Here is a 19,396-nt window from a genome sequence, read left to right as displayed (position 1 = left end):
AATGGCAAAAGAACAAGAGAGCCGATCACCAGCACGGCCAGGCCTGCGAAGTACGTCGTCTTTGAAACGATTTGCTTGTGCGTAGTCATGCTTCATTCTCCCGCTTCTATGGTGTTCTTTCTAGCAATGAGCAGTGCCCCTGGGCTCGACGAACGGGCCCCAACCGTTCAGTGTAGTTCCTGGAATTCCGTACCCGATAACTCCGACACAATTGCCATTGGCATCTGCAGCGAGAGCGGTCGCAGCCACCGCGCCGAAGATTACGGCGCAGGCCCCTCCTGCGAGTGGGCCCCCGACTCCAGCGCAGCCAGCCGTAAGAGCCGTGGCTCCCACAGGACCTCCGGCGGCAATAGCCTTCGTTTCCTCGCGGTTAAAGTACACCGAGCACCAGCCAACTCCGCAGCCACTTGTGGGATCCGCGGTAACTGGGAAGGCTGCACCAGAAGTGTCTATGTGCTGCGTGAGGATGTTCTCGTGAACAGCGTAATGAGTTTCAAGCTCTGCGCCGTTAGCATCCTTTGCCCACGGGGCCAGAATATAGTTCACGGTCGTGCCGTTCTCATCCACAACGTGCACGGACCCATCATCCTGAAGAGCTAGATTCGTCCCCTTCTCGCCTACTACGAACTGATGTTCTGTGGGCGCCGAAGCGCCGGCGAGCACGATGAAGCTTGCATTCGTTCCGCTGGTGCCCTTGGCTGTCACGTATCCGAAGTTTGCTTCTGAAATGACGCTTGCACCGGTAGCTGGATCGACTGCACCTTCGGATTCACTCAGAGGGGTGAGGCTGACTTCACTGACCTCAAGGTTCTTTCCACCATCAACGCTCATCTCCACACTCCCGATCTGGGCGCCGAGACTGTCTTGAGGGGTTCCTAGGAGGTTTTGGGCTTCGACGACTTGCAGTGGATCGAAACCATCTTCCGCATTTGCCGGAGCTGCACTGCCAGTGAAAAGAAGAGCCGCCGCGATAGCGCCAACGATCGGCTTCGAAAAGCGGAACTCTTTTTCAAACTTGCCCTCAAACATATTTCCCCTTCTGTTCGAGATTTATATTTCCTTGGGAGTGGACCCAATTCCACGGTATTTTTGACGGTGTTTTTATGCAATCTTGAAGAATAATCTGGGGCGATGTATCACGCGCGTGAGTCAGTTCAGCGCGCCTGCCGCCACGGGCTGAGGCCGCGCCCAACGCGCGCCCTCAGCAGCGGACATCCGCTTCGCGAGCGGCTCAGCAGGCTACGTCTGAATTCATTTGCCGGGAAGCAAGCGACAGGGTAGCGACATTCCGTCTCCACACCAGGTGGCCGGCGACATCCTGCGCTGCGCTCCGGGATGTCTCCGGCCGTCACCGCCTCGCTCGTCGCAGCAGAGCTGCGCCGTGCGGGGCGGCTCCTCCATCTGCTGTTGCAGCTCCGTGACGCTGTCGGCGATTCTCGCCTCCCCGGAGATAGAAATGAGGGGGAGGGAACGACGATCAGGAGGAGACCATGACCGAGACCCAGACCGCACCCCAGGGCACCCTCGAGTACCACGACCCCAACACGATCGTCATCGACGACAACGTGCGCCGCGAGGTCGACCTCCCGGACGAGTTTGTGGAGTCGATCCGTCAGCACGGCGTCTTCAAACCGATCCCTGCATTCCGGGACCCGGATGGTGTGATCCGAGTGCGTACCTGGCAGCGCCGCACGTGCGATGCTCGCAAGGCCGAGCGAGCCCTGGTGCCGGTGTACGTCACCGATGTTCCCTCGACCACGGCCGCACGGATCGTGGAGCAGTTGATCGAGAACGGCCAGCGCCAGGAACTCAAAGAGTCCGACCGCATCGAGGCGTGGAAGCAACTCAAGTTCGAGGGGCTGAGCGTGAACGAGATCGCCAAGCACACCGGCGCGAAGCACGACCGGGTGAAAACCGGCGTGCGGGTCGCGACGGCGGAGCGCGGCGTCGAGTTCGTGGCCCAGGGTGTGACGCTCGACCAGGCCGCTGACATACTTGAATTCGCGGACGACCCCGCAGTGATCGACCACCTGACCGAGGTCGCGACCAAGTATCCCGCGAACTTCCGCCACCAACTGGAGCGAGAACGTCAGCGCCGCGAGCATCTCGCGGCGTGTGCGCCGATGGTCGAAGCAGCCGAGAATGACGGCTTCGAGGTCACCACGGCCTATGCGGACGCCAATGACGGATACCTGCTCTCATCACTCCTCGCCGAGTCGGGTGAACGTCCCACTGTCGAGGATGTGCGTGGCAGGGAGGGTGTGCTCGCATTCGTGCAGTACGCCTTCGATGGGCCCCGCACGGGCTACTACGTCAGCGACCCCGAAGCGCTTGGCTTCACCATCAACTCCTATGTCAGCCAGCAGGCGCAGTCGGGTCCGATGACAGACGAGCAGAAAGCTGCCCGTAAAGAACTGATCGCCAACAACAAAGACTGGGATGCCGCCGAAATCGTGCGCCGCGAATGGCTCACCGAACTCATCAACTGCAAGACCCACCCGAAAGACGCATCACTCGTGATCGCCGAAGCGATCGCGAAAGGTCACTGGCAACTCAGCGCAACGATGGGCCGAGGGAACAGCCTTGCGAAGAAGATGCTCGGCATCGGGCCACGAACCGTGAGGGCATGGCCATGTACCTCGTGAATCACCCGAACTGGGCACAGAACGTCACCGTCGCAGTCGTTCTCGGCGGTATCGAGGAGACTGCTGAACGCGATGTTTGGTGTCGCCCGCGTGACGAGTATGCGCACTACCTGCAAGCGATTGCGGCGTGGGGATGCCACCTCAGCGATGTCGAGAAGATCGCCACGAAACTCGGCGGCGACACCGTCTAATTCCTACACGCGACAGTGGCCCCGCCCAGCTGCAATGGGGGCCAAGGGAGTAGGGCGTGCGGGGCTTGAACCCGCGACCGACGGATTATGAGGCCGTCAGGACCACCATACGGCCTCTCACAGTTCCTCGCGATCCCTCGCACCGCTTACCATTCAGCGCTACTCGCTCACATTGGGGGCGCGGTGATTCTCACCCGGCACCGACCACCTGCCGACCCGGTTTCGGAGACGAATAGGGGCCGCCGCCCGACCAAGAACGGCGGCCCCAGAACCGGGAGAAATCATGGACAATCTCAACCCGGAAGTTGCGCGCTCACTCAGTGTATATCTGGGTGCCGACAACGGCCAGATCAGATCCTCGAGCGGCACGGAAGCCGCGCGTGCGAAGCGGAAGCGCGGCGGGAGTGCCGCCGCGAGCGAAGCGAGCGAGGCCGCCGGTACGGCGGCCCTTGATAGTACTCTGAGTTACTGTTGCGGGCAGAAGCCGGAGGAGAGTTCGGCCGATGAATCTCCCGACTCCGTGGGCGGACGCCGCGCATTGAGGTGGGGTGCCAGGGCGCTTCTTTGGCAGGCCTCTACTCTGCGGCCGGTGAGGATGTGCGGGCGCGTGCTTCGCGATGATCCTGGTGCACCTTCGACGGGTGCGGGAGTCAATCGTCGTGAGCTGAAGCGTGGTGCGGTAGCCGGGTACTCGGGCGTCACGCTGTGTGGTTCGGTGTGGGCTTGTCCTCGTTGTTCGGCGGTGATTGCGCAGCGTCGAGCTGAGGAGATCTCTCGAGCGGTTGACGCTTGTCATCGCGCGGGCGGATCGGTCTATCTGCTGACACTCACCGTCCGCCATAGCCGAAAGGATGCTCTGGCAGATCTATTCGATGCGATCTCCAAGGGATGGCGGGCAGGCCTCGGAGGCATCAAATGGTCCGGTCGTAAGGAGCAGACGCGGGCTCGCAACGGGCGTGTGTGGGTCGAGCCCGCCATTGTCGGAGACGCCGAACTGTTCGGCGTGGCTGGCCGGGTGCGATCCACAGAGGCGACTGTCTCATTGCCGCAATCAGGCGGGCACGGCTGGCACCTGCATTTTCACGCGTTGCTGTTCACAGTGGCCACACTCGGGGCCGGCCTTCGCGATGATCTGGACGCCGTCTTGAATCGGGTCTATGGATCGGATCTCTCCTGGGAACGTGACGCGTTGGGGCGTCTCGTATTCGGCAGTCGGATCTTCGGCCGCTATCGCAAGGCAGTCGAGAAGGCAGGGTTTCGCGCTGATGTCGACGGATTCGATCTTCGAGGGATCCATGATGGCGGGGCTGAGTTCGTCGGTTCCTACCTGGCGAAGTCGACCTATGACGTGGCTACTCGCGTCGGCTTCGAGGTAGCTTCTGGCTCGCACACAAAGAGCAGCAGGGCCGAGCGCAACGTCACCCCATTTGAACTGCTTTCACGCTGTGCTGAGGATCTACAAGCACGCCGGTTCGGGATTCGTACACCGCGGCGTTGGGAGATCGTCGATCTCGATGACGGGTCGCTCGGCCTCGTGGATCTCGATAGCGGCAGCATCGAATCGATCACATCTCCGGGTCTCTGGGCGCTGTGGCACGAATGGGAGCGCACCTCGCGCGGGCGTCATCAGATCCATTGGTCGCTGCCTGTGCCTGACGGCGAGACCGACCGCGCGCAGCTATGGAACGAGATCCTTACAGCAAGGGGCGAGACAGAGGACGATGAAGCCGTGGCACAGGTCGAGCTGCGTGGAGAGCGCCTGGGCGAGATCCCCCGGGAGGCGTGGTACGCAAGGCTCGTGTGGCGGCCGTCGTGGCTCGTTGGGGCGCTCGAGGCGGCGGAAGCCGGAGGACAAGACGCGCTGCGGTGGTACTTGAGGGTCCGGGGCGTGGAACTCGATTCCCCACCTGTCTAGGCATCTGTTCGGAAAGTATCGCAACAAGTCGATCAAGCCTCTTTGTGAGTGAGCCCGAGCAACGCACCCTAAGAAAGCTCCTGTGTCATCAACTTACGTCGAACGGGGGTACGAGGTTGCGGGAAGGTTCCCCATCAATCCACTCTTGACGTAGCCTCCTATATTCCTCTGTCTCGCCAAGTCGCCACGTTTGGTCCTCTTCACGCTTCTTGTACCCGAGCGCTAAAAAGATGGTTTCCATGATGTCTCTGTCTACGCCAAGGCGTTTCGCACCCTCGAAAGTGGTCCAGGATTCTCGAGTGGACGCCCACAGCCGAACGTCTTCCGTGTGGCGTACGCCTCGCTCAGAAAAGTCCTTCGCAAGTGTCTTAGCTCTCTTAGTCAGCGAAGAATTTTTCAGCCAGGCTTTGGGGGAAGGCAAAGCGTCGGCTGCAACCCAAGAGGCTCCGAAGAAGAACAGTTCCGTCAAGAACGGAACGAGCATATCGGCGGTTCCGCCGAGGCCTTGGAGGGGTGCAACGTAGATTGCGCGAGGCGTTCTATCAATGTACCTAGCCGAGTGGGATCGGTAGATATCTGACACTGAAAGATGCCCAGTGATTACTCCTAGCGGAGGAAACCGTGCACGGCCGTCTAAAGCTTCCCACACCGTGACGCGTTCGAGATCTCGCCATCGAGGTACATGCTCATCTGTATCTGAAACGAACAAAGCGAAGGGATAATCCCTTTCCGGAGCGGCACCAGAATCGTTGCGAGTCCAATCCGGGAATCGATCCGAGAAGTGCTCTTGCATCACCTGCGAGATCGCCACAGTAGAGGTCGGTGAAATAGCAATCTCACCGATCACTACAACCTCATCGCTGTCATAGGCCGATGGCAGATCGCTGCCTGGAAACGGCGTAAGTCGCAAAGTAAGCGTCACTAGAGAACTCCATCGATAGCAAATCAAACATGGATTTAAGGTTGGATTCTCTACAAATCTATCTCGCCGGGGGCTACGTGGAGACCGGCATCCCAGAGGAGGTAGACGCCTGCTCTGATGATCGTAATTGTCAAATGCGGCAGCTCTGAAGCGCGCTCCTACTGTGCCAGTGTCGGCGGGACGGAGTCGTGGGGTATCGTTGCTCTCTTATGCAGATGGCACGCAAGAAGCCCTATCTCGTGTACGTTTCAAGCGAGCACCGATGGTGGCTCCTCCATGTACCTGAACTGGGTGCCGTCGGACAGGCCGAGCAAAGACAAGATCTCGCGGAAGTCTCACGCGATCTGATCGCCCTCTGGCTCGACATAGATCAGCGAAGGGTGCAGGTGCGCTTACGGCGTCGCAGCGCCCAGTTCTGACAACGTTGTGAGGATCTAAAAGAGCCCCAGTTCCATTGCCTCGAGGATGAGAGCGTCAGGCCACCGCTCGCGCATTGTGGCTTCTTCCTCTTGCGTCATTTCGGGCTTCAGTCCGCGGCCCCTCAGAAATATCTCACGCTCCTCATCAGATAGGGCTACGCTCACGGCCCTTGACCCGGGCGCAGTGCAGTTCATGACGACACCCTACCGTTGCTACGCGATATAGCCCTCAAGCCATTTCCGCGGAATGCTGGTGATCTTGCCGAGATGACAACTACGACTCGAGCCTTGAGGGTCTCCGAGGGATTTCAGAAAACTCTCAGGGTTACTTATGGCCGTTCTCGCCTTCGCACTGAGGTGCTTGCGGACTGCTTGCAACTCGCAATACTGCGACCGCTCATCATCAGGCATTCTCGCTGACTGGCCCCCACTTGGCTTGCAGGAATATTGCAAGCAGATTGCTTGCAATATGCTTTCTGATCTGGGCTTTTAAGACTTCAAGCGTATGGACACGACGCATCGCGACCCCTAGTGTTCTGATTCCAGGAGCTGCTATCCGCTACCGGTAACAGAGAGGGGATCTGATGCACCAGAAGCGCGACTTTCCATACCCGCGGCTTGAGTACATGGAGAAGTGGACTCAGCGGGTCATTGCTCGAGCTGAGGGGCGAGACGTGCTCTCTTCCGCGATCGGGATAGATAGTCGCGACGCTCTGTTACAGGAGTTGCGGGAGACATGGCGGCTCATCGTCGAGGCCGAATTGAAACGGATGTTCCTTGTCGCCTATATGCGTCACCGAGCATCGCCAAGCTTCACGCTCCGCGAGATCGCGGAAGCAGCAGGCATCAGTGTCTCTAGGACTTCGCAACATAAACGTTTCGAGCGGCCTGGAAGTAGTCGATGAGCGACTTGAAGAACTTCAGAACGAGGCCGAGCACCCAGGAAAGGAATGAAACCATGCGCATGAAGATGAAGAGCGAGCCAGTCCCTCAAGTGGCATTCGAGGCTCCGAAGGACACTGTCCCGATGAGCCCTCCGGCGTTTCGGGCAAGTATCTCTATGGCGGTTTGGCTGGTCGCGCTCTGCGTGGCGGTGTTGACGGTCGTGTTCATCGTTCGCGGCTGGCCTGAGATGGGAGCGAGTACGGTGACTCCCTCTGTGCAGCAGGTGGAGGCTGAGACAGTCCCGGTTCCTCCGTGCGGATGGAATCAGGTCACTGCCGCGCTGCCGGGTGAACCCACGGTTTCCGTGTCGGTTGATTGCCCGGATGAGGCACGCTGATGTTCAAGAGGTGGCTTCGCTGGGTTCGGGCTGTCGGCAAGCTGGCCGTGATCCTCGCAGTAGGCTTGCTGGTCGTTGCGCTGGTGTCACCGGTCTTCGGGGAGGCTCGCCAGTGGCTGGTATTCCTGGCAGCGCTCGCAGCTCTTCTGATTCTCCTCGGCAGATCTCTCTTCCTGGATCCTCTGAAGTGGTACACGGTGTACCGCCCGAAGATGGCCCGTTCCCCGGAGGTCAGGAGGCAGTGGCGGTGGATTCTGCGGAACTGGGAACTGTTCTGCATCGCGACCGGGTTGGCAGGTGCAGAGCCGACGGGCAGCGGTTGAGCGCGCCTGTATCCGGCTGTGAAGCGGATTGTTTCTGGTCCGCGCGGGATCACGTGGGATGTTGAGGTGCTGGTGACGGATAGTGGCGCACAGACTCCCGGCCTGTGGATTCGTCGCTCTGAAGAGATCGCGAGCTGTATCGGTTGGCCGGTGGAGGTGACTGCGCTCTCCGCAAGTCGTGTCAGGATCTCGATTCTGAAGAGGACTCCTTCGCAGGAACGACAGTACGTTCCCCTGCGATCGAGTGTCGATTTGCGGGCTCCCCTCGCCGTGGGTCTTCGCTCGGATGGTTCACCGTTCCGGCTGCCGTTGGCGGATAAGCAGACACTTCTCGTCGGTGCTTCTGGCTCCGGTAAGGGAGCTGTGATCGCCTCGGTTCTTGCCGGGGTAGGTCCGGCGATACGCAGTGGAGCGGTGACGGTGGATGCCATCGACCTGAAGGGCGGCGTGGAGGCGTCCTCCTATTCGGGACTTCTCCGCTCGTGGGCCTGGGATTACGAAGCTGCGGTGAAGTTGCTGCGTGAGCTGGTTCAGGAACTCGAGGACCGCTTGACCACAATGCGGATGAGCGGCGTTCGTAAGATCGAACCTTCTTCCGCTACCCCTTTGCGACTGCTCATCATCGACGAAGCAGCCAGCCTCGTCTACATGGCTCCTGACAACAAGACGAAGTCCGAAGTCGACTTGCTGTTGAAACGAGTGCTCTCAACTGGGCGAGCTGCCGGATACGTCGTGCTGGCCGCTCTGCAAGATCCGCGCAAGGAAGCCCTCGCTTCTCGAGACCTCTACACCCAGACGCTCGCGCTTCGGTTCCGCACCAAGGATGATGCTGTGCTCGCCATTGGGCAGTCGGCCTACGACGCGGGGGCGCGGTGCGAGCAGATCCCTACCGCACTCCCCGGAACCGGTTACGCCATCGACGGGGAGACGGGAGAGATTGTGCGCTTCCGCTCGTACTGGGTCTCTGACACGGATCTCAAAGAAATGGTGAAGATCTACGCACCGAGTGCCAACGCGGGAGATTCAGCAGAAACCACCAAGTGACCCCGTGCCGAGAGTAACGCGCAGGGTTCCCCACCCTTGACCCACATCAATACGAACAACTCGAGAGAAAGGCCTGATCATGGCTTCAACTAACTCACTCGCTATCCGCCCGGAGGCAGGCACCATCGCCCTTGTCGGCGGCGGACGACTCACCGAGGTCGCCGAATACAAGGACGGCCAGCGCGTCGGCATTCAGACTCGCAACGGCCTTCCCCTCCGCCGTGCGGCCGGAGTCACGGCCATGATGGGAGGTGTACCGCTCGACGGCTTCACCGTCATGACGACCAGCCAGATCGACGATATTCCCGAGGGAAGTCTGCTGGCTGTCTCGGGAACGGTGGAGGTCAACATCCGCGGCGAAGCCAAGCCCGGATTTGGAGATAACGCACCCCGAGCATCATTGACCGGCTCCGTCTACGTCGAGCAGATCGAGCCTGTCGGCACGATGGCCCAGCTTCTCGCACAGGCGACTCGTCGCAAGGGTGATTGACCGATTGAGGCAACCCGCTCAAGGCAAGGGTTCGACGTGTCGAACCCGCGGCAGCTCAAGAAGGAGGTGACCAACTCATGGTTGCAACAACAAAGCAGGCTGCAGTTCCAACGCTGCTGACGGAAGCTGAGGCCGCACGCTATCTGACGGTGAGCGTCGGGGCTGTGCGTGCGTGGCGTGGTGCGGGCAGCGGCCCGGCCTATCTGAAGATCGGGGCGGCAGTCCGGTACCGGCCTTCCGACTTGGATCACTATCTTGAGTCGGCAAAGTGCGAACCGGAGAACTGAGCACGTGCGCCCCGCCAGGAATCGGCGGGGCGCACTCGTTCCAAGGAGAAGGATGATCGAGAAGCGACCGAACGGCAGCTATCGCGTTCGGCTCTACTATCGTCGTCGCTACGTCGGAGGGAAGACGTTCTCGCGTCGTCGCGACGCGGAGGTGTGGGAACGCGAGGCCAAGGCGGCCCTTGCCGCTGGCCGGTGGCTGGATCCCTCCAAGAATGAGGCGGTCACTATCTCCGAATGGGCGGAGCTCTGGCTTGCGACGCTCGAGGGCGGCAAGCCCTCCGCTGTTGCAGACAGGAAGGCGAAATTCCGCCTGTACGTCGAACCGACCTTTGGCCGTCGTCCAGTCGGAGCACTAAAGCACTCGGAAGTAGCGGCTTGGGCTCGCGATCTTGCCGTCCGCCTTTCGCCGTCTACAGCTCGTCGCGCGCTGGCGACCCTCCGAAGAACTATCGATCTGGCTATCCGTGACGGGGCGGCCAGTTCCAACCCGGCGTTGGGTGTGCGGTTGCCAGCTCAGCAGGCGGGAGAGCCAAATCCGCTCACACACGCCGAGGTTCTCAGGCTTGCGAGAGAGATGCCAACGCAGAAGGATCGCCTGCTCGTCCTGGTGGCTTGCTACGGTGGCCCGCGATGGGGAGAACTCACGGCGTTACGGCCTGCCGATGTCACCGGTCGGGGATCCCTGCGGCTTATTCGAGCCTGGTCTGAGACCGGCGGTGTTCTGCACCTGGGCGATCTCAAAACCCATCAGGCCCGAACGGTGCCACTGCCTGCGTCTGTGGGCGGAGAACTCGTAGAATGGTCTGCGACATTACCGCGAGATTCGTACCTCTTTCACGCATCCCAGCCACCTATTCCACTCAGGAACAATAACTACCGCCGCCGCGTACTCGATCCCGCGCTCGAGCGAATCGGCCTTGCAGGTATCACTCCGCACAATTTCCGAGACACCTGCGCATCGCTCGCGATTCAGGCCGGGGCCACGGTCCCCGCTGTTGCGGCGCTGCTCGGCCATCGAGATCCCAGTGTGACTCTTAAGCACTATGCAAGCCTGTTCCCGACCGACCTTGAAGCAGTTGCCGACCGGCTCGAACAAGCGCTATCCGCTGCTACGCACATCGAAGATCTACTCAACGAATCGAACCAGACCACCGACCATACACCGACCAAACCGAAACCGACGACGCAGGACGATGCCTGAGAATCCAAGCGATACGGGTAGTAGGGCGTGCGGGGCTTGAACCCGCGACCGACGGATTATGAGTCCGCTGCTCTGACCGACTGAGCTAACGCCCCCTGAGTAACCGTTCCATCTTAGCGATGGCTCGGTTCAGCTGATCGACTCCCGAGCCGCCGCGGGCGCGTCGAGGTGTTCAGCGGCGGCGACCGGGTCGCCCGAGCTCTCGCCCGGGTCGTAGCCCGCGTCGATGAGCGATGCTGCTCGCTCCGTGTGCTGGCTGAAGTCGAGCATGTCGGTGCGGAGCCCGAGGTCGCGGTCGACGTGCAGCGCCATGGAGTGCGCGGCGTTGCGCACATCGCGGGCCTCGATGGCGCTGAGCACGGCACCGTGATCGAGGTGCATCGTCTCGAGCGTAGTGCCGAGGATCACGCGGCCCTGTGCGCTCGCGCGCTGCAGCACCGACATGACGCCGAGGTAGAGATCGAGCAACAGCTTGCTGCCGCTGGCTTCGACGACGAGCAGGTGGAAAGAGCCGGGGTTCGTGCTCTGTTCGCACGATGCCACAGCGTCGGCTTCAGCGTGCTGGTCGCGGAGTGCAGCTTCGCGCAGCGCGGTGAGGTGCTCCTCGGTGCGGTGCACGGCAGCGTGCTGAGCCGCCTCGATCTCGAGTGAACGCCGGTAGACCAGCACCTCTTCGAGATCGTGGTCGCCCAGAAACTCGGTGAGGAGTGTGCTGACCGGGGTGCGGGATCGCACGAACGTTCCGACACCCGGAACGGTCTCGAGCATGCCGAACGCCGCGAGCGAGCGAACGGCTTCGCGGACCGTCGACTTGCCGACACCGATGAGCTCCATGAGCTCCGGTTCTTTCGGGATGAGTTCGCCGACGGCCCACGCGCTCGAAGAGATCTTGTCGCGCAGATAGTCGAGGGTGTCTCGGGCCTTTTGCGAGCCCCGAATGGCACTGGACATGGCGGACCTCTTGCTGCGTGGGACGGATGGTGATCCTATGTTATCGGAGCACACCTGTGGGGCCTGTGCTGGTGGGGATATTCAAGGCATCAACTCTGCTTCTGCCCCGATCTGCATGGGTGAATTCCGCGCCACGCCGCACATCCGATCTTATACATCAGATCTACAGGAAACCCGGTGGTAGCGTGCAGGTATGACCGCACCTGCGCTGCCGTATGACGCCCTGCTGCTCTGCTCCTTCGGGGGCCCGAATGCCGTTGACGATGTGATCCCGTTCTTGAAGAACGTCACTCGCGGCAAGGGAATCCCTGAGGATCGCTTGGCCGAGGTGGGGGAGCACTACCACCACTTCGGCGGGCGAAGCCCGATTAACGACCAGAACCTCGCACTGGTGACGGCGCTGCAGCAGGAACTCCGTAGCCGGGGGATTACGCTCCCGGTCATCTGGGGCAATCGCAACTGGCACCCCTACACGGTCGACACGCTGCGTGATGCGTCGGCCTTCGGTGCGAAGCGGATCCTCACCCTCGTGACGAGTGCGTACGCCTCGTACTCCGGGAGCCGGCAGTACCGCGAGCACCTGGCCGCAGCCGTCGAGGTGCTCGGCGAAGATGCGCCCGCCGTCGACATTCTGCGTCCGTTCTTCAACGACGCCGGGTTCGTGCACGCGAACCGCGAAGCGATTGAACACGCAGCGGCGGAACTCGAAGGTGGCCTGGCGGGCGCGCACATCGTCTACGTCACGCACTCGATCCCTGACACGATGCAAGACGCATCAGCGGTGACCGGGCCCGGGTACCGGGAGCAGCACGAAGACGTGCGCGCCACGATCGACGCCGACCTGCGCGAGCGCCACGGCATCGAATTCACCTCGTCGCTCGCCTACTGCTCCCGCTCGGGCGACCCGCGCACCCCGTGGCTGGAGCCCGACGTGAACGACCACATCGAGTCGCTGGTCGCCGAGGGCGTGCGCCGGATCATCTTCGCGCCGATCGGTTTCATCTCCGACCATATGGAGGTCGCCTTTGATCTCGATATCGAGGCGATGGAGACGGCTGTCGAGCACGGGGTGCTCGCGGTGCGCGCGGGCACGGTCGGCGTGCGCCATACCTTCGTTTCCGGCCTCGTCGATATGGTGCTCGAGCGCGCGGTGCGCGAGCGCGGCGAGTCGGTCGAACCGCACGTGCTCGGCGACTTCCCGGCGTTCCCCGACGAGGCGCCGGCCGACAGCTGCCGCATGCGCCACGGCGAAGTCACGGGCATTCCGGTGCTCGCGAGCGTGCTCGACTGACCGGCGCACGGCGATCCCGAACGAACTTCACGAACGCATCACGAGGAGAACAGATGTCTGACGCACCACGACCGCAGGTCGATCACAGCCATGTCGCCGAAGCCATCAACGCTTCGACGAACTTCACCATGTACTCGGTGTTCAAAGAGACGCGCCCGTCGGGTGGCGTGGGCGTCTCGCCGGCGCTGAACGGGATCGTGCGCGGTCTGCTCGCCGAACTCGATGCCATCGAAGGTCTTACGACTCGAGGCTGGTATGACGTCTCGGGGTTCCGTGCCGACGCCGATGTGCTGATCTGGTGGCACGCGCCGACCAGCGAATCGCTGCAGCTCGCGTATCGCACCGTGTGGGAGTGGAGCGGCGGTCGGCTCGCGCCGGTCTGGTCGAACGTCGGCGTGCACCGCGCGGCGGAGTTCAACCGCGGCCACGTGCCCGCGTTTCTCGCGGGGGACGCGCCGAAGGACTACGTGTGCGTTTACCCGTTCGTGCGCGGCCGAGACTGGTACCTCCTGCCCGATGCCGACCGAGGCAAGATGCTGCGCGAACACGGAATGGCGGCGCGCGACTACGGTGATGTGCTCGCCAACACCGTCGCCTCGTTTGCGCTCGGCGACTACGAGTGGTTGCTCGCGTTCGAGGCGGATGATCCGGTGCGCATCGTCGATCTGATGCGCGAACTGCGAGCCGTTGAAGCGCGTCGTCATGTCATTGAAGAGACCCCCTTCTTCACCGGCCCACGGCGCGCTCCTGAGGAGCTGCTGCGACGCATTCTCGGTTAGGCAATCCTGCCCTTCATCTGGGAGTTTCCCATTGTTAAGCCAAGCCTCGCCTTGCTTGCGCGGCGCCGAAATCGGCGTAGTGTGAATGTTGTCAACGCACACCAACGAAAGGGATTCACTCGATGTCTACCAAGCAGATCACCGTTCCCGCAGCCCAGGGCGACCTGCACCGCCCGACCGGTGTCGCGCAGTACCTGACGCCCGTCGTCCACGACCTCGTGGCGCTCGCCGTGAACGGCAAGCAGGCGCACTGGCACGTACGCGGCGAGAACTTCGTCGGCGTGCACGAGTTCCTCGATGAGGTCGTCGCGCACGCTCAGGATGCATCGGACACCGTCGCAGAGCGCATTGTCGCTCTCGGCCTGCCGATCGACGCCCGCATTGGCACCATTGCGGCGCGCACCACGACTCCGCAGCTCAGCGACGGCTTCCAGCAGTCGAAGGTCACCGTTCGCGAGATCGTCGCTCAGATCGATGCGACGCTCGAGACGGTCTACGCCGCGGTCAAGGGCCTCGATGACGTCGACCTGGTGAGCCAGGACGTGGTCATCGCCGTAGCTCAGCAGCTCGACAAGGATCGCTGGTTCCTGTCGTCGCACTTCGCCGAGTAATCCAGCGTGTCGCTGAGCAGCCCTGGCTGACCGGCGACCGCGTCTGCACGGGCGCGACCCTCTCGGGGGTCGCGCCCGTTTTTTTGCGTAAACATCACATCAGATGAATCTATGGTAAATTCACTCCGTAAGGCGTGCCTTACTCAGATCGCATGTTTGATGAAAGGTCGCCGCGCATGATCGGGACGCTGATGATCGGCCTCCGCGAAGGCCTCGAAGCCGCACTCGTCGTGAGTGTCTTGCTCGCCTATGTGAAGCAACTCGGGCGGCGCGACGCTGCAGTGAAGATCTGGATCGGCGTTGCTGCGGCGATCCTGCTCTCGATGATCGTCGGTGCCGTGCTGACTTTCGGCGCCTACGGCCTCTCGTTCCAGGCGCAGGAGATCATCGGCGGTTCGCTCTCGCTCGTCGCCGTCGTGATGGTGACCTGGATGGTCTTCTGGATGCTGCGCGCCGCGCGCGGTCTCAGCTCGGAGCTTCGCGGCCAGGTCGATCGGGCGCTGCTCGGCAGCGGCTGGGGCGTCGCCCTGCTCGGCTTCGTCTCGGTCGGGCGCGAGGGTCTCGAGACCGCCCTGTTCATCTGGGCGACCACGCGGGCGAGCCAGTTGTCGCCGTTGCTCGGCTTCGTCACCGCGGTGTCCGGCATCATCCTGGCAGTCATCATCGGGTGGGCGCTCTTCCGTGGCATGATCAGGATCAACCTGACCCGATTCTTCCGCTGGTCCGGGATTCTGCTCATCGTCTTCGCCGCGGGCGTGTTCGCGTACGGCATTCACGACCTGCAAGAGGCAGCCGTGCTCCCCGGACCCTTCGCCGAGCCCCCGCTCGGCGCGAGCGCGTTCGTCGCGAGCTGGTACGGCGAGGCGGCATGGGCCTTCCAGATCTCGCACGTCATTGCTCCCGACGGCTTCCTGGGGGCGCTGCTGAAGGGCACCCTCGGGTTCTCGCCCGAGATGACGAAGCTCGAGGTCGTCGCCTGGTTCGCGTACCTCATTCCGACCCTCACCCTCTTCCTCCGCGCTTCGTTCGCGCAGGAGCGCACGATACGTGCACACCGCGCGGCAGCCGAACCGGCCGTCGCTTCCTCGAAAGGAACCCTGTGAATCTCGTCTCCTCCCGCCGCACCGCCGGTGGACTGATGGCCGTCGCAGCCGGAGCGCTGCTGCTGACCGGTTGCGTACCCAACGCGGCGCCGAGCGGTGACGCGATCGCCGTGACGGCAAGCGACACCGACTGCACCGTCGAGACCGCGACCGCGCAGAGCGGCACCGTCACCTTCACCGTGGAGAACGACGGCACCAAGGTCAACGAGTTCTACGTGCTCGGCAGCAACGAGCTGACGATCGTCGGCGAGGTCGAAAACATCGCCCCCGGTGCGAGCCGCGACCTCACCGTGCAGGTCGGCCCGGGCGACTACTTCACGAGCTGCAAGCCCGGCATGATCGGTGCCGGCGTGGGCCAGGCCGCCTTCTCGGTGAGCGGTGACGCGATCGAGACGTCGCCCGAAGACGATGCGGTGATCGCGCAGTACGTCGGCTACGTGAAAGCGCAGACCGAAGAACTGCTGCCCCAGGTGCAGGCGTTCGTCGATGCCTACGTCGCCGGCGATGACGACGAGGCCAAGCGCCTCTTCCCGCTCGCGCGCATCAACTACGAGCGCATCGAGCCGACCGCCGAGCAGTTCGGCGATCTCGACCCGAAGATCGACTACCGCAAGCCGGGCGCTGATGAAGAGGGACTCGACTTCACCGGCTTCCACCGCATCGAGATGGATCTGTGGAACGACGCAGCCGTCGCAAACGGCGACTACCCGGGTGACCCCGATCTGACGCCGTTGACTCCTGAACAGCGCAAGGTGCTCGGTGATCAGCTCGTTGCTGACATCACCGAACTCAAGGAGAAGGTCGCGTCGCCTGATTTCACGCTGACGCTGGCCGACATCACCGAGGGCGCCAAGGGCCTCCTCGACGAGGTGGCGGCACCCGACGGCAAGCTCCCCGGCGAAGAGAACGAGTTCGCACACACCGACCTCTACGATTTCACCGCCAATGTGGAGGGCGCTCAGGTTGCGTTCGACACGGTGCGTGAACTCGCTGTCACGAACGGTCATCAGGACCTCGTGGACGAGCTCGACGAGCGCTTCGACGACATGTTCGCGCTGCTCGCCACCTACGGCAACTACACCGACGGGTTCGTCTTCTACGACACCGTGACGCAGGCGGAGCGCAACGAGCTCGCCGCCAAGCTGAGCGCCCTCAGCGAGCCGCTGTCGAAGCTCACCGCGGCGGTCGTGGCAAGCTAGTCGCATGACTGACCACTCTGCATCCGGCACGCCGGATGACGCGAGGGGCTCCGAGGCTTCGGCCGCGGGGCCCCTCCGCCCGTCACGCCGCGGACTTCTCGGCCTCGTCGGCGCGGGTGTCGCGGGCCTCGCGGCCGGTGCGGCCGCAGGCGGTGTCGCCGCCTCAGTGGCGTATGCCGGCGGCGGCTCGGGCGGATCCGGCACCGTACCGTTTTTCGGCTCGCACCAGGCGGGCATCGCAACGGCCGCGCAGGATCGCCTGCACTTCGCATCGTTCCGCATGCTCTCGGGCACGAACCGAGACGACCTCATCTCCCTGCTGCGCGACTGGACGGAGGCCGCTGCGGTGCTGACCCGTGGCCGCGCCCTCGGAACCGGTGTCGAGCCCGACAACGCCTTGCTGCCCCCGGATGACACGGGGGAAGCCGAGGGGCTCGAAGCCGCGCATCTCACCCTGACCTTCGGGCTGGGGCGCGCGCTCTTCGACCGACGCGATGATCAGGAGGATCCGTTCGGCATTCGCGACCGACTGCCGAAGGCGTTCGAACCGCTGCCCTCGTTCGCGTTCGACCTGCTCGACGCCGATCAGAGCGACGGCGATCTCTGCATTCAGGCGTGCGCCGACGACCCGCAGGTCGCGGTCCACGCCATCCGCAATCTGTCCCGGATCGCTGCGGGTCGCGCGCACCTCGTCTGGAGCCAGTTAGGGTTCGGGCGCACCTCTTCCACCTCGCGCGTGCAGGCAACGCCGCGCAACCTCTTCGGATTCAAAGACGGCACGGCGAACGTGATGGCCGAGGAAACCCAGGCTCTCGACGAACACGTGTGGGTCGGATCGGAAGCACCCGCATGGCTGCAGGGCGGAAGCTACCTCGTCGCTCGCAAGATCCAGATGACGATCGAAACCTGGGACCGAGCTTCGCTCGGCGAGCAGGAACGCATCATCGGGCGCACGAAGCAAGAGGGCGGGCCGCTGTCGGGCGGCACCGAGTTCACGGCTGCTGATTTCACCGCCCCCGACGCCGTCGATACCTCGGCGCCGGCAATCGACATGGCCGCGCACCTGCGGCTCGCGCACCCCGACCAGAATGCCGGCGTGCGCCTCCTGCGCCGCGGCTACAACTACGTCGACGGCTCGAATGGCCTCGGGCAGCTCGGTGCCGGACTGTTCTTCATCTCGTTCCAACGCGACCCTGCCGCGTTCGTGCAGGTGCAGCGCTCGCTCAAGACCGATTTGCTGAACGAGTACATCCGGCACATCGGGTCAGGGCTCTGGGCCGTGCCTGGGGGCGTGCAGCGCGGCGACTACCTCGCTCAGGCGCTCTTCGAGTAGTCGCTCGACGAGGCCGGGGCCCGGTCGCCGCGGCCGGCATCGAGATACTCCTCCACGAATCGCCCGAGCACCATGTGCGAGGCGCGCACGTCGGCCGCCTCCGCCGTCGCAATGATCGTGTCGGCCTGTGCCGGCTCGAAGTATCCGTGACCGGCATACGAACGCACACGAGACGTGAACGCCGCCGTGTCGAGCTCGGGGTGAAACTGCGTCGCATAGACGTTCTTGCCCACGCGAAACGCTTGCACCGGGCAGGTGGGCGAACTGGCCAGTACGGTGATGCTCGGCGGCACCTCGCTGATGGCTTCCTTGTGCCCGACAAACGCATCGAACGAGGTCGGGAGCTCGTGGAGCAACGGGTCCGCGCGGCCCTCGTCCGTGAGACTGATGCGCACCGCTTGAGAGGGCTCGCCATACGTTCGGTCGACACGGGCGCCCTGGTGCGACCCGATCGTGCCGACACCGTAGCAGACGCCCAGAAACGGAAAGTCGCGACGCACGACATCATCGAGCAGCGTTGCGAGTTCGCGTTCGACGCGGCGCTCGGTCGGTGATTTGCGTTCCTCGGGCTCGCTGACGGTGAACGGGCTCCCGGCGAGGATGATGCCAGAATACGCGCTGAAGTCGATCCCACTGAGTGGCGCTCGATCTGCGCGAATCCACGCGAGTTCGTCGGGAAGGAGCCCCGTCAATCGGCAGTACGCTGCGTGCTCATCTGCGGCGACGTCATCTTCGCCGCGAGTCGTGATGAGCAAGAACGGCGTCATCCGTCTACCGTACCGCGTGGATGAGGTGCGGCGTGCCATCGGCGTCACGCGACGTCATCGGTCTGCTTGCACGCCTGTGCGGCACGAGTGAGAATACCCGCATGGCACTGCACTGGAAACTCGTCGTCGATTCAGCGAACGCCGACCATCAGGCGGCGTTTTGGGCGGCCGCGCTCGACTATGTCGTGGAAAGCCCGGAGCCGCTCATTGCGGAACTGCTCGCGGCGGGGCGCCTGCCTGAGGCCGCGGTCAGTGGGGCGCCCGGCGCGCGCACGTTCCGGGGGCTCGCCGCCGTGCGGCATCCCGAGGATCCGTTCGATGCGCACAGCGGTGTCGGTGCCGGCCGTCGCATCCTCTTTCAAGAGGTGCCCGAACCCAAGCAGGGAAAGAACCGTCTGCACCTCGACGTGCACGCGGGGGATTTGTCGTTGGACGCGCACGTGGCCCGTCTCGAGGCACTCGGGGCAACACGGGTCACCGAGGTCGATCAGGGGGCAGCGGGTCACTGGTGGGTGCTCGCAGACCCTGAGGGCAACGAGTTCTGCGCGGCCGGATAGGTTCGACTCAGACGCCCGGGCGACCAAGCGAAAGGCGCACACCCCCGACCCTCTCGCAGAGGTTCGGGGGTGTGCGCGGTGTCGGA

At 63.0% G+C, this 19,396-nt stretch carries 19 protein-coding genes and 1 tRNA gene; 15 read left to right on the top strand and 5 right to left on the bottom strand.

Translation table 11 applies throughout. From position 1 onward, the window contains the following. Positions 1–120: 120 nt before the first annotated feature. Positions 121–1,029 carry a hypothetical protein gene (locus ACZF5Y_RS08320; protein WP_497532167.1) on the bottom strand — a complete coding sequence of 303 codons (909 nt, stop codon included), beginning with the start codon at positions 1,027–1,029 and terminating at the stop codon, positions 121–123. Positions 1,030–1,490: 461 nt separating this feature from the next. On the opposite strand from ACZF5Y_RS08320, the gene ACZF5Y_RS08315 reads away from it, so the two are divergent. From ACZF5Y_RS08315 to ACZF5Y_RS08305, 3 genes are all read left to right on the top strand, one after another. Continuing rightward, positions 1,491–2,645, top strand: a complete 1,155-nt coding sequence (locus tag ACZF5Y_RS08315) for a ParB/RepB/Spo0J family partition protein (protein ID WP_497532166.1) — start codon at positions 1,491–1,493, stop codon at positions 2,643–2,645. Further along, positions 2,627–2,836: a hypothetical protein gene (locus tag ACZF5Y_RS08310; RefSeq protein ID WP_497532165.1), complete on the top strand. Its 210-nt coding sequence runs from the start codon at positions 2,627–2,629 to the stop codon at positions 2,834–2,836. The genes ACZF5Y_RS08315 and ACZF5Y_RS08310 overlap by 19 nt, the downstream gene beginning before the upstream one ends. A 283-nt stretch (positions 2,837–3,119) precedes the next feature. Further along, positions 3,120–4,751 (top strand): hypothetical protein, encoded by a 1,632-nt coding sequence (locus tag ACZF5Y_RS08305; protein WP_497532164.1) that lies wholly within the window; start codon positions 3,120–3,122, stop codon positions 4,749–4,751. A gap of 88 nt (positions 4,752–4,839) precedes the next feature. On the opposite strand, the gene ACZF5Y_RS08300 is transcribed toward ACZF5Y_RS08305, so the two are convergent. Beyond that, entirely contained in the window at positions 4,840–5,673 is an 834-nt protein-coding gene (locus ACZF5Y_RS08300) for a hypothetical protein (RefSeq protein ID WP_497532162.1), read from the bottom strand. 1,700 nt (positions 5,674–7,373) lie between these two features. On the opposite strand from ACZF5Y_RS08300, the gene ACZF5Y_RS08295 reads away from it, so the two are divergent. The 5 genes from ACZF5Y_RS08295 to ACZF5Y_RS08275 all read left to right on the top strand — a co-directional run bounded on the left by ACZF5Y_RS08295 (position 7,374) and on the right by ACZF5Y_RS08275 (position 10,719). Then, entirely contained in the window at positions 7,374–7,697 is a 324-nt protein-coding gene (locus ACZF5Y_RS08295) for a hypothetical protein (protein ID WP_497532161.1), read from the top strand. An 18-nt stretch (positions 7,698–7,715) separates the two neighbouring features. Next, positions 7,716–8,741 (top strand): FtsK/SpoIIIE domain-containing protein, encoded by a 1,026-nt coding sequence (locus ACZF5Y_RS08290; RefSeq protein ID WP_497532159.1) that lies wholly within the window; start codon positions 7,716–7,718, stop codon positions 8,739–8,741. Positions 8,742–8,820: 79 nt separating this feature from the next. After that, the gene (locus ACZF5Y_RS08285) at positions 8,821–9,231 is read left to right on the top strand and encodes a hypothetical protein (RefSeq protein WP_497532158.1); all 411 of its coding nucleotides are present in this window, start codon (positions 8,821–8,823) and stop codon (positions 9,229–9,231) included. Between the two features lie 77 nt (positions 9,232–9,308). Further along, complete coding sequence (locus tag ACZF5Y_RS08280; protein WP_497532156.1) at positions 9,309–9,518, top strand: helix-turn-helix domain-containing protein; 210 nt, start codon at positions 9,309–9,311, stop codon at positions 9,516–9,518. A 52-nt stretch (positions 9,519–9,570) separates the two neighbouring features. Further along, positions 9,571–10,719, top strand: coding sequence for a tyrosine-type recombinase/integrase (locus tag ACZF5Y_RS08275; protein WP_497532155.1), 1,149 nt, complete (start codon positions 9,571–9,573; stop codon positions 10,717–10,719). A 21-nt stretch (positions 10,720–10,740) separates the two neighbouring features. On the opposite strand, the gene ACZF5Y_RS08270 is transcribed toward ACZF5Y_RS08275, so the two are convergent. Beyond that, a tRNA-Ile gene (locus tag ACZF5Y_RS08270) sits at positions 10,741–10,814 on the bottom strand. A gap of 34 nt (positions 10,815–10,848) precedes the next feature. Then, entirely contained in the window at positions 10,849–11,670 is an 822-nt protein-coding gene (locus ACZF5Y_RS08265) for a FadR/GntR family transcriptional regulator (RefSeq protein ID WP_497532153.1), read from the bottom strand. A 193-nt stretch (positions 11,671–11,863) separates the two neighbouring features. Between ACZF5Y_RS08265 and ACZF5Y_RS08260 the strand changes: the two genes are divergently transcribed. From ACZF5Y_RS08260 to efeB, 6 genes are all read left to right on the top strand, one after another. Then, the gene (locus ACZF5Y_RS08260) at positions 11,864–12,961 is read left to right on the top strand and encodes a ferrochelatase (RefSeq protein WP_497532152.1); all 1,098 of its coding nucleotides are present in this window, start codon (positions 11,864–11,866) and stop codon (positions 12,959–12,961) included. 53 nt (positions 12,962–13,014) lie between these two features. Next, positions 13,015–13,740 (top strand): hydrogen peroxide-dependent heme synthase, encoded by a 726-nt coding sequence (gene hemQ / locus ACZF5Y_RS08255; protein ID WP_497532151.1) that lies wholly within the window; start codon positions 13,015–13,017, stop codon positions 13,738–13,740. A 122-nt stretch (positions 13,741–13,862) separates the two neighbouring features. After that, a complete protein-coding gene (locus tag ACZF5Y_RS08250; RefSeq protein ID WP_497532150.1) occupies positions 13,863–14,351 on the top strand; it encodes a Dps family protein in 489 nt (162 codons plus the stop codon). Positions 14,352–14,527: 176 nt separating this feature from the next. Continuing rightward, positions 14,528–15,454, top strand: coding sequence for an iron uptake transporter permease EfeU (gene efeU, locus ACZF5Y_RS08245; protein ID WP_497532149.1), 927 nt, complete (start codon positions 14,528–14,530; stop codon positions 15,452–15,454). Next, entirely contained in the window at positions 15,451–16,653 is a 1,203-nt protein-coding gene (gene efeO / locus ACZF5Y_RS08240; protein ID WP_497532148.1) for an iron uptake system protein EfeO, read from the top strand. The genes efeU and efeO overlap by 4 nt, the downstream gene beginning before the upstream one ends. A 4-nt stretch (positions 16,654–16,657) precedes the next feature. Next, positions 16,658–17,986, top strand: a complete 1,329-nt coding sequence (efeB, locus tag ACZF5Y_RS08235; RefSeq protein ID WP_497532147.1) for an iron uptake transporter deferrochelatase/peroxidase subunit — start codon at positions 16,658–16,660, stop codon at positions 17,984–17,986. On the opposite strand, the gene ACZF5Y_RS08230 is transcribed toward efeB, so the two are convergent. After that, positions 17,968–18,753 (bottom strand): glutamine amidotransferase, encoded by a 786-nt coding sequence (locus ACZF5Y_RS08230; RefSeq protein ID WP_497532145.1) that lies wholly within the window; start codon positions 18,751–18,753, stop codon positions 17,968–17,970. The genes efeB and ACZF5Y_RS08230 overlap by 19 nt on opposite strands. A gap of 101 nt (positions 18,754–18,854) precedes the next feature. Between ACZF5Y_RS08230 and ACZF5Y_RS08225 the strand changes: the two genes are divergently transcribed. Beyond that, positions 18,855–19,310, top strand: coding sequence for a VOC family protein (locus tag ACZF5Y_RS08225; protein ID WP_497532144.1), 456 nt, complete (start codon positions 18,855–18,857; stop codon positions 19,308–19,310). Positions 19,311–19,396: the final 86 nt, after the last annotated feature.

Source organism: Leucobacter sp. WKLB1 (assembly GCF_059696215.1).
Note: the sequence above shows the minus strand (reverse complement) of the source record. Positions and strands in the feature narration are given on the sequence as shown.